Here is a 10,201-nt window from a genome sequence, read left to right as displayed (position 1 = left end):
GTCCGAGCGACCGCCGCTGGCGACTTCGTCGCGGACGCGTCGGCCGCTCGGACGCGAGCCGGGCCGCGAACGGGGAATGCTCGGTCTCGCTGCGCTCGGAACCGGGGGTTTGGCGGGTGTGGTTGCGGTAGGAGGCGAGTGTTGTGTTGTGGGCTTGCCTGTGTGTTGGCGATTCGCTTGTAGCTGGCGTCCCCGGGCGACTGCTGCTGGTGGCTTCGTCGGGGGCACGGCGGTCGCTCGCACGCGAGCCGGGCCGCGAACCCGCCGCGCCCGCGCGGCCGAAAACACAGCCCGCGAACACGCAGCGCCGCGGGCGCTGCAAAAATAACACCGCCGCTCGAAACGCCCGCCTGCGCTCAGGAGTTGTCGATGTTCACCCACCGCCCGCCGTTGGCGGGACTGGCCGCCGTGGCCGGTGCCGATACCTCGCTACGGACTGTCGCGGAGCTGATCGGCACCGCGTCGGTCGAGCTGGTCGCGCCGTCCGCGGTGCGGCCGTTCGTGGCGGCGACCGTCGCGGCCGAGCGGCCGTTGGTGGTGGTCACCGCGACCGGGCGTGAGGCCGATGATCTGACCGTCGAGCTCGAGGAGATGCTGGGCGCCGCCGTCGCGCAGTTCCCGTCCTGGGAGACGCTGCCGCACGAGCGACTCTCGCCCGGTGCCGACACGGTGGGGCGCAGGCTCGAGGTGCTGCGCCGGATCGCGCACCCCGACGACTCGACATTCCCGGAGCCGTTGCGCGTGGTGGTGACCACAGTGCGGTCGCTCATGCAGCCGATGGCGGGCGGGCTCGGCGATATCGAGCCTATCGTGCTGCGCGTCGGTGTCGAACTCGACTTCGACGAATTGCTCACGCGCCTGGTCGAATTCGCCTATACCCGAGTCGACATGGTGGGCAAGCGTGGCGAGTTCGCGGTGCGCGGCGGCATCCTGGACGTTTTCCCACCGATCGCCGATCATCCGGTGCGCGTGGAGTTCTGGGGCGACGAGATCACCGAGCTGCGGCCGTTCGCCGTCGCCGACCAGCGCTCACTGCCGGACGTCGCGGTGGATGTCGTCGTCGCGCCGCCGTGCCGTGAACTGCTGCTCACCGCCGCTGTGCGCGAGCGCGCCGCCGAGGTCGCCGTCGCCAACGCGGCGGACGCGGCGCTGGTCGAGATGCTGGACAAGCTGGCGCAGGGCATCCCGGTCGACGGCATGGAGGCGCTGCTGCCGGTACTGAAACCCGGGCAACTGCGCCTGCTCACCGAGGTGCTGCCCGAGGAAACCCACGTGCTGCTCTGCGATCCGGAGAAGATCCGCACCCGCGCGGCCGATCTGGTGCGCACCGGAGAGGAGTTCCTGGAGGCATCCTGGACGGCGGCCTCGTTCGGCGGCGCCGCCCCGCTCGGTGGGCACGGGCTCGACCTCGCGGCCTCGGCCTACCGTCCGCTGCCCGAGATCCACGCCAGCGCCGACCAGCAGGGCCTGCCCTGGTGGACGCTGAGCCCCCTCACCTCCGGCGACCCGGCCGAGGTCGTCCTCCCGGTACTGGCCGGTCCCGCTGCGCGTGGTTCCGACGAGCTGGTGGCGACCATCTTCGCCTCGCTGCGCGCGCACGTGTCCACCGGTGGCAGGGCGGTCGTGGTCGTCGCGGGACAGGGGACGGCGCAACGCGTTCTGGAACGGCTCGCCGATGCCGACGTGCCCGCGGCGGCGCTGGAATCGGGCGCCGAGCCGAGCACCGGCGTCGTCGGCGTGCTGTGCGGCTCGCTGCACGACGGTCTGGTGTTCGACGACGCCGGGCTCGTGGTCGTCGCCGAATCCGACCTCACCGGCAACCGGGTCACCGCACCCGCCGAGGGCAAACGGATGCCCGCCAAGCGGCGCAACCAGGTCGATCCGCTGGCGCTCAACGCGGGTGACATGGTGGTGCACGACCAGCACGGCATCGGCAAGTTCGTCGAGATGATCGAGCGCACCGTCGGTGGCGCGCGGCGCGAATACCTGGTTATCGAATACGCGCCGAGTAAGCGCGGTCACCCCGGCGACCGCTTGTTCGTGCCGATGGAGTCGCTCGATCAGCTCTCCCGCTACGTCGGCGGTGAGATGCCGAGCCTCTCCAAGCTCGGCGGCTCCGACTGGGCCAATACGAAACGCAAGGCGCGCAAGGCGGTTCGCGAGATCGCGGGCGAGCTCGTGCAGCTGTACGCCGCCCGCCAGGCCGCGCCGGGACACGCGTTCGGGCGGGACACGCCATGGCAGCAGGAGATGGAGGACGCGTTCGCGTTCACCGAGACCGTCGATCAGATGACGGCCATCGCCGAGGTGAAGGCGGACATGGAGAAGCCGGTCCCGATGGACCGAGTGGTGTGCGGCGACGTCGGCTACGGCAAGACCGAGATAGCCGTGCGCGCCGCGTTCAAGGCGGTGCAGGACGGCAAGCAAGTCGTCGTGCTGGTGCCGACCACGTTGCTTGCGCAACAGCACCTGCAGACCTTCACCGAACGCGTCTCCGGCTTCCCGATCACCGTGCGGGGGCTGTCGCGCTTCACCGATCCGCCCGATGCCCGCGCCGTGCTGGAGGGCATGGCCGACGGCAGCGTCGACATCGTGGTCGGCACGCATCGGCTGCTGCAGACGGGCGTGCGCTGGAAGGACCTCGGCTTGGTGGTGGTCGACGAGGAGCAGCGGTTCGGCGTCGAGCACAAGGAACACATCAAGGCGCTGCGCACCCACGTCGACGTGCTCACCATGTCCGCGACGCCGATTCCGCGCACCCTGGAAATGAGCCTGGCCGGCATCCGTGAGATGTCCACGATCCTCACACCGCCCGAGGAGCGCCACCCGGTGCTCACCTACGTCGGCGGGTACAACGACAAGCAGGTCACCGCCGCCATCCGGCGTGAGCTGCTGCGCGACGGTCAGGTGTTCTACGTGCACAACCGGGTGTCGTCGATCGACAAGGCGGCCAAGCGGATTCGCGATCTCGTGCCGGAGGCGCGGGTCGTGGTCGCGCACGGGCAGATGAACGAGGACGTGCTGGAGTCCACCGTCCAGGGGTTCTGGCAGCGCGAGTTCGACGTGCTGGTCTGTACCACGATCATCGAGACCGGATTGGACATCTCCAACGCCAACACACTGCTCGTGGAACGCGCCGACGCCCTCGGCCTCTCGCAGCTGCATCAGCTGCGCGGCCGGGTGGGGCGCAGTAGAGAGCGCGGCTACGCCTATTTCCTGTACCCGCCGGAGAAGCCGCTCACCGAGACGGCGTACGACCGCCTGGCCACCATTTCGCAGAACTCGGACCTGGGTGCGGGCATGGCCGTGGCGATGAAGGATCTCGAGATCCGCGGTGCGGGCAACGTGCTCGGCGCCGAACAGTCCGGCCATGTCGCGGGCGTCGGGTTCGATCTGTATGTCCGCCTGGTCGGCGAGGCGGTCGAGGCCTATCGCGCCGCCGCCGACGGCAAGCCGATCACTACCGAAGAGATCAAAGAGGTACGCATCGACTTGCCCGTCGACGCGCACATCCCGCCTGATTACGTCGCCAGCGACCGCCTCCGCCTGGAGGCGTACCGGAAACTCGCCGCCGCCCAGGATGATTCGGCGCTCGCACTGGTCGTCGAGGAACTTGTCGACCGGTATGGTCCGCTGCCGGTAGAGGTCGGTCGCCTTGTTTCGGTCGCCAAGCTGCGGCTGCTCGCCCGTGCGTACGAGGTCACCGAAATCACCGTCACGGGAACGACATTGAAGATCTCACCGCTTCATCTGCCGGATTCCAAACAGCTGCGCCTCAAGCGGATCTACCCGAGCGCGGGATACCGTGCCGCCTCCGGCGTGGTGCAACTTCCGCTGCCGCGTGTAGAGGACAGCGTCGGGGCCGAGCGGGTCCGCGACGTGGTGTTGCTCCAGTTCGTGGCCGACCTGCTGCTCGCCCTGGACGGGAAGGCCCAGGGAGCAGTCGATCTCACTGTCGCCACCGAGATGTCGATCCGATGAGTTCGACTCGCGACGAATCCATATTGCGTGCCGCACGGCACGCCGCCTCCGGCCGTGCGCTGTCCAGCGGTGCTCGGCAGGCGCCGAGCGACACGGCGGTTGTCGCTGCCGGTCTCGCCGGAGCTGTCGAGGTCATGGATCGTCTGTGGAATTTCGGTGGTTGGGAGGTCACCCAGACGCACGACTCTTTGCGCCCGTACCTGCTCGAGGAAACCTACGAACTCCTCGACGCCATCCAGCACGAGGACGCCGAGACCATCAAGGAAGAACTCGGTGACCTGCTGCTCCAAGTCCTCTTCCATTCGCGAATTGCCCAAGCCGCAGGTGAATTCACTGTCGACGACGTAGCCGCCGCCCTGGTTGCCAAACTCGTCAACCGCAGCCCCCACCTGCGTGACGCCGATTTCGCCCCCGACGCCACCATCGAGGAGAAGATCGCCGCCCAGGAACGCGCTTGGGAAGAACGCAAATCCGCCGAGAAGTCCCGCGCCTCTTGCCTGGACGGCATTGCCATGGCCCAACCTGCCTTGGCTCTGGCTGAGAAGATCGTTTCCCGCAGCACCAAAGCAGGCCTTCCGCCGGACCTTGTCCCGGAAGGGCTGCGCGTCGTTCACCTGGGTGGCCCGGACAGTGCGGAAGAGCGTCTTCGCAAAGAAACTCTGGCCTTCGCCGCCCGTATCCGCGCGGCGGAGGATGCCGCGGAAAAGACTCGGGGCCAACGCCTTCCGCTTGCACCTGAGGACTGGCGAAGGTGCTGGCCTGCGTGATCGCCCAGGTGATGATCCTTCGGATTGAATTATCGCGGCCGTATCTCGGTCGCGGTGCGCGGAAATTCAACGCATCCACAATCGCAAGGAAAGCCACCGCCCACAGCACCGCGAATGGCTGAAACAATTGCCCGCTCCGGGAGCTTACTCTGGCTGTAAGGCTTGTCTGTTCTGAATCGGCGCGGCTACATCCGGAGATCAGGGACGGAAGGAAAGCCCATGCGTTCTCTTGCGATCTTCGAACACCGAGGGAGAAGACACTTCCTTATGGTGCTGTCGGGTGTGTTGTTGACCGTGGTCGCGGTGATGATCAGAGCTCACACCGCAACCGACGACGCACAGTTCTCCCAAAGCGGCACGGGGTTCGATCCGGCGCTGATGGTCCGCATCGCGCAGGCCGAAGCGTACGCAAGGACTCGTCCCGGGTTTGCGGGAATCGTGGTCCGCGACCGTACGACCGGTGCGGTATGGCGCAGCGCGGACGCGGGCGCGCTCGTCTGGGCTTGTTCCACGCCGAAGCTGGCCATGGTGGTGGATTTGCTGCTACGCAACGACTCCGGCGCGATCACGCTGACCGCGGAGGACCGCGAGCTGATGCACACGATGCTGAACTCCAGCGACAACGAGGCGGCCACGACGATGTGGTACCGCTATGGCGGTGAGGCGGAGTACCCGACGCGGTTTCCGTCCTACGGCATGACCGACATGAAATTCACCGATCAACACAAGCATTATTGGGGCTGGATCCTGACCACAGCGAACGATCTGGACCGTCTGATCAACTACGTGCTGGAGAAGCTGCCTGCGCAGCATCGGGACTACATCGTCGGTGAGATGCGTTCGGTCGATGTCAACCAGCAATGGGGGGTCTGGGGTGCTGGCGCGAAGGCACGGCCGGGGAACAAGAACGGCTGGTCCGACGACAACGCCGACGGTTCCTGGCTGATGAATTCAGTGGGCTTTGTCGGTCCGGACGAGCGGTACACGTTGGCAATCATGGACAACACTCGGGTGATCGAGGGCGGTGACAAGGTCGGCATGGAGACCACAACCAAGATCAGTGAAATCCTGTTCAACGGCTACTTCGGCTGACCGTGAGCGCGACCCCGCGCAGCACACGTTCAGATCCGGCGACGGGCATTCCGGAACTCGATGTGTTGCACTCCATCGAGCGGAAGACCCGTCCCGCGATCGTGGAATTCGAGAGTCGTCAGATGTTCACGCCGTAGTCGCGGGCGATACCCCCGAGACCCGACGCATACCCCTGGCCGATGGCGCGGAATTTCCACTCATCGCCGTGCCGGTACAACTCGCCGAACACCATCGCGGTCTCGACGGAGGCGTCCTCGGTCAGGTCGTAGCGGGCCAACTCGACGCCGGTGGCGGCGTTCACAACCCGGATGAACGCGTTACGGATCTGGCCGAACGACTGTCCCCGCGCGTCGGCGTCGTGGATGGACACCGGGAAGAAGATGTTGGTGATGGTCGGCGGGGTGGCCGTGAGATCGACGTTGATCACCTCGTCGTCGCCTTCGCCCGCGCCGGTGAGATTGTCGCCGGTGTGCTCGATCGATCCTTCCGGCGAACGCAGGTTGTTGTAGAAGATGAAGTGCTGGTCGGACAGTACCTTCAGGTTCGGTCCGCATGCCAGGGCGCTCGCATCGAGGTCGTAGTCGGCGCCGGTGGTGGTGCGCACGTCCCAGCCGAGACCCACCGACACCTTGGTGAGATTCGCCGCCTGCTTGGACAGCGAAACGTTGCCGCCTTTGGCCAAAGTGACGCTCATGATCCCCTTTCGCGCGGCACACCGGTGCCGCCTATCTCCGTTGCTATCGAGAGAACTGTTGTGCCGAGTCAGTTCTTGCTGTCTATCCAGGATTGCAGCGTGGTCACACGCCCTTTCAGTGCACGCAGCTCGCTCTCGTCGTCGAGCACAGTGCGCTGAATGCCCTGTGCGACGGCGAAGGCCGACTGGCGGTGGTCGTCGATCACCTCGACATCGATCCGGACCGCCACGTAATCGGCGGCGTCCGGCATCTCCTCGGCGACCACGTGCGCGGTGCCCCGCGCGCACATCGCCACATTGCCCCCGCCGAGGATCAGTACTGCAACGTCGGGCCGCTCCCGGAGCCGGGCCAGCGAGCCGCGGTCGGACTTGAGGCTGATCAATATCTGTCGATCGCTCGCACGCACCGGCCAGGACACCGGGATCGCGTGCGGTGCGGGATCGGTCGTGACCAGCACGCCGATTGTCTCCAAGGGCCATTCCGGGAGCACGTCCAGCTCGGGATGATCTAACGAGTGGTCTTGACGTTGAACAGGGCTCGCTCCGGCTGCCATCTTCGTCACCTCATGGATCGTCGCGCGCGGCGGGCTGTGCCACGCTTCATAGCAGTCTAGTACTGCGGCGGCACCCGCCTGAGTGAGTCCTGGGAGGTCCGGCATATGGTGTGGGATCGCATTGTGGCCGAGCCGGTTACCGAAGCGGCGCACGGATTCGGCACCTTGTGGACCGCAGAATCACCGAGTACGTGGCATGGCCGCGGCGATCTCGCGCCGTGACCGTAGGTCGAGTTTCGCCAGGATATTCGACACGTGCGACTGAATCGTCCGACGCGACAAGAACATCTGCGCCGCGATGTCGGAATTGGAGCAGCCTTCGGTCACCAGCGCGGCGACCTTGCGCTCGGTATCGGTCAGGGCCGCCCACCCGGACTTCGGGCGGTTGCGCGGCCCGCGGACACCCAGCCGAATCCCGTACGGTCGCACGCGTGCGACCGCGCGGCCGGTATCCCATGATGCGCCCAGTCGGTTGTAGAGCCTTATCGCGGTTGCCAGCGCGCTGCGGGCGTCGGCATCTCGTCCGGCGGCAGCGAGCAGCACGGCGGCGTTCTCCTGTGCCTGCGCTTCGTAGAGCGGCCACCCGGACTGCTGGAATGCGTGGACGGCCATGAAGAGGGTGTCGGGATCATGGTCGGCCAGGCCTCGGCACAGCAGGGCCGTTCCTTTTCTGGCGGCGGTCGCCCGTCGCGCCAGGAGCTCCTCCGCGCTGTCCACCACCGACCGGGCCGCATCCTTGTCACCGACATCCACGGCCAGCCGGGCGATGTCCGGGAAGATGTAGTGCAGCGTGGACGCGGTCAAGCCATCGGCCAGTCGCTGATGGGTGTCGACGAGCAGTTTCAGCGCCACGTCCGGGTGACCGCGTGCCTCCTGCGTCAAGGCTTTGACCCAGGGGTGGAGCTGCGCATAGCCGGTGCTGCCCAAACGTTCATCCGGTGCGGGAATACCATCCGGGTCCGGCAGGAAGGTGCCGCGGTGAATTCCGATGAGTGCTGCCAGGCTGTGCGCGACCGGCGCGTACCCGAGCGCGTCGGGCGCCTCTATACTCGCCGTGCATTCGGCCAGCGCATCGTCCCAGCGGCCGTCCAGCAGGTACAGCCGCGCCTTGGCTAGCAGGTTCGGGGACAGGTACACCCCGTGCATCCGGCGGTTGTGCCCGATGGCCGTCTTCAATGTCTCTTCGGCGTCGGTGAGCCGATCGAGCTCGATCAGGCAGTGTGCGTACAGCACATACGGATCGAACTGGTCCGACCCGGTCCCGTCCTCGAAGAGGGTGAGGATCCGGGTGCTCAGATCCAGCGCCTCGTCGAGGTGGCCCTGGGTGTAGCGGACCGCACCCAGAGCCAGGAGACCGTATGCGGTGGCGAGCGGGTTCCCACTGCTCTGCCCCATCGACACCGCCCGTCGGCCGGCTTGCTCCGCCGCCTCGAACCGCTCGAGGAAGAAATTGTCCAGTCCGCACATTCCCAGGAACCGGCCCGCGTCTTCGGCATCGAGATCCATGGTGGACAGCGCTGTTTCGGCGACGACGACAGCGTCTGCCAACCGGCCCTGCGCTTGGCAGACTTGGACGAGCAGCCACCGCAGTTCGACGTCGTGGCTGTGTTCCGGCCGGGTGTGCAGCGCGGCGCGCACCACGGCCTCGGCTTCGGCGGCCCGGCCGTTCCACAGCAATGCGCGGGTCTGCCAGCGGATCAGCACCGAACGCATGGCGCTGTCGAGGTCCATCGTGGTCGCCACGCGGTTCAGCAGCTGCACCGCCAGCTCGGGCGCGCGCACGATCAGCTTGTCGGCCACGGCCACCAGCCAGTCGAGGCTGGTCTTGTCGAGTTCATGGCCACCGGCCGATAGGTAGTAGGCGACTCGCTCGATCGGCGCATCGGTTGCTTGCAGGACCTGCCCCGCCCGCCTGAGCAGATCCGAGCGCAGCGAAGCAGGCACCTGGTCGGCCAGCACGTCGCGGATCAGATCGTGCCGGAACACCAGTTCGGAGTTCACCCGAGTGAGCAGCCCGCCGTCCATCGCCTCGGTGACGGCGCTCCAGACATCCAGAAGGGGGCTGTTCAGCACTGCCGCCAGTTCCGCGACATTGATGGCCGGTCCCAGGGCAGCGGCCATCGGCAGCACGTCTCGCGTCGGGCGGGACAGGAATTCCAGCCGCTGTGCGATCGCGTCCGCCAGCGAGGCGGCCGGCCCGTCGCCGGCGGCCGTTTTCCTCGGGGCGGCGATCTCGGCGACCACCATGATCGCCTCATCGCGCAACAACGCGGCCACCAATTCGGTGATGTGCAGCGGATTGCCGCCCGCACCGGCCACCTTTCGCAGCAAACTCGGGCCAGGGGCGGCACCGACCATATGTCGCACCAGGGTCGCCGCAGCCGAGTCGGGAAGTGCGTCGAGCCGAATCATCGGGGCACGACGTTCGACCAGTTCGGCCGACAGCGCGGCGAACGCCCGGTCTCGGGGCAGCGGGCGGGCCGCAAGCAGGAGCAGCAGCGGCAGCGGTTCGATGAGGGCGCAGAGCCGGCGCAACACCAACAGACTCGACGCGTCCGCCCAGTGGACGTCATCCATGATCAGTGCGACCGGAGCGGCGACACACCAGGTGTCGATGTGATCCAAAATCGCCTCGGCGATGGTGAACTCGTGGGTCGCCGCCGCGTCGCCCGCCCGATCCCCGCTGTTGAGCAGCGCGCGAATCGGATCCGAGCCCGAGACGGATGGAGTGCCCTCGACGTCCAGCCAGGAGCGCACCGCGGCGAACGGTACGTCGCGCTGCAGTTCCATGGCGGCGCCGATGCGCACCTGCAGACCCGCTGCGGCAAACCGGGTCCGGGCCGCTTCGAGCAGCGACGTCTTGCCGATACCGGGCTCACCTTCCACGAGCACCACGGCTCCCTGTCCCGCGGCGACTCGGCCCGCGAGGGACGCCAGATTCTCGATCTCGGCATCACGACCCACGAAGACCGTCGCGAAGGACTCCTGCATGCGGGTGAGCTTAGGCATCTCGGGCGCGAGTGGCCGGGCGAACTGTCGTTCGGCGGGACCGACCGTGCGGATATTTCTTTCCGGTGCGACGGATGTTCCGCTCCCGCACGTGCCATAGCGTC

The 10,201-nt window shown here is 67.0% G+C and carries 6 protein-coding genes; 3 read left to right on the top strand and 3 right to left on the bottom strand.

Going from position 1 to position 10,201, the window contains the following annotated elements; all coding sequences use genetic code 11:
* Positions 1 to 369: 369 nt before the first annotated feature.
* The 3 genes from mfd to AB0H00_RS13925 all read left to right on the top strand — a co-directional run bounded on the left by mfd (position 370) and on the right by AB0H00_RS13925 (position 5,840).
* Positions 370 to 3,981 carry a transcription-repair coupling factor gene (gene mfd / locus AB0H00_RS13935; RefSeq protein WP_357265529.1) on the top strand — a complete coding sequence of 1,204 codons (3,612 nt, stop codon included), beginning with the start codon at positions 370 to 372 and terminating at the stop codon, positions 3,979 to 3,981.
* A gap of 134 nt (positions 3,982 to 4,115) precedes the next feature.
* On the top strand, positions 4,116 to 4,748 hold the full coding sequence (locus tag AB0H00_RS13930; protein ID WP_357265574.1) for a MazG family protein: 633 nt from the start codon (positions 4,116 to 4,118) through the stop codon (positions 4,746 to 4,748).
* A gap of 219 nt (positions 4,749 to 4,967) precedes the next feature.
* Complete coding sequence (locus AB0H00_RS13925) at positions 4,968 to 5,840, top strand: serine hydrolase (protein ID WP_357265527.1); 873 nt, start codon at positions 4,968 to 4,970, stop codon at positions 5,838 to 5,840.
* Positions 5,841 to 5,958: 118 nt separating this feature from the next.
* Here the strand turns inward: AB0H00_RS13925 and AB0H00_RS13920 are convergent, their stop codons facing one another.
* The 3 genes from AB0H00_RS13920 to AB0H00_RS13910 all read right to left on the bottom strand — a co-directional run bounded on the left by AB0H00_RS13920 (position 5,959) and on the right by AB0H00_RS13910 (position 10,079).
* Positions 5,959 to 6,534, bottom strand: coding sequence for a TerD family protein (locus tag AB0H00_RS13920; protein ID WP_357265525.1), 576 nt, complete (start codon positions 6,532 to 6,534; stop codon positions 5,959 to 5,961).
* Positions 6,535 to 6,602: 68 nt separating this feature from the next.
* The gene (locus AB0H00_RS13915) at positions 6,603 to 7,088 is read right to left on the bottom strand and encodes a hypothetical protein (protein ID WP_357265572.1); all 486 of its coding nucleotides are present in this window, start codon (positions 7,086 to 7,088) and stop codon (positions 6,603 to 6,605) included.
* A 180-nt stretch (positions 7,089 to 7,268) separates the two neighbouring features.
* The gene (locus AB0H00_RS13910; protein ID WP_357265523.1) at positions 7,269 to 10,079 is read right to left on the bottom strand and encodes an AAA family ATPase; all 2,811 of its coding nucleotides are present in this window, start codon (positions 10,077 to 10,079) and stop codon (positions 7,269 to 7,271) included.
* Positions 10,080 to 10,201 lie beyond the last annotated feature (122 nt).

Origin of the sequence: Nocardia sp. NPDC023852, assembly GCF_040639505.1 — a bacterium.
In the GTDB taxonomy this organism is placed as follows: Bacteria; Actinomycetota; Actinomycetes; order Mycobacteriales; family Mycobacteriaceae; genus Nocardia.
Note: the sequence above shows the minus strand (reverse complement) of the source record. Positions and strands in the feature narration are given on the sequence as shown.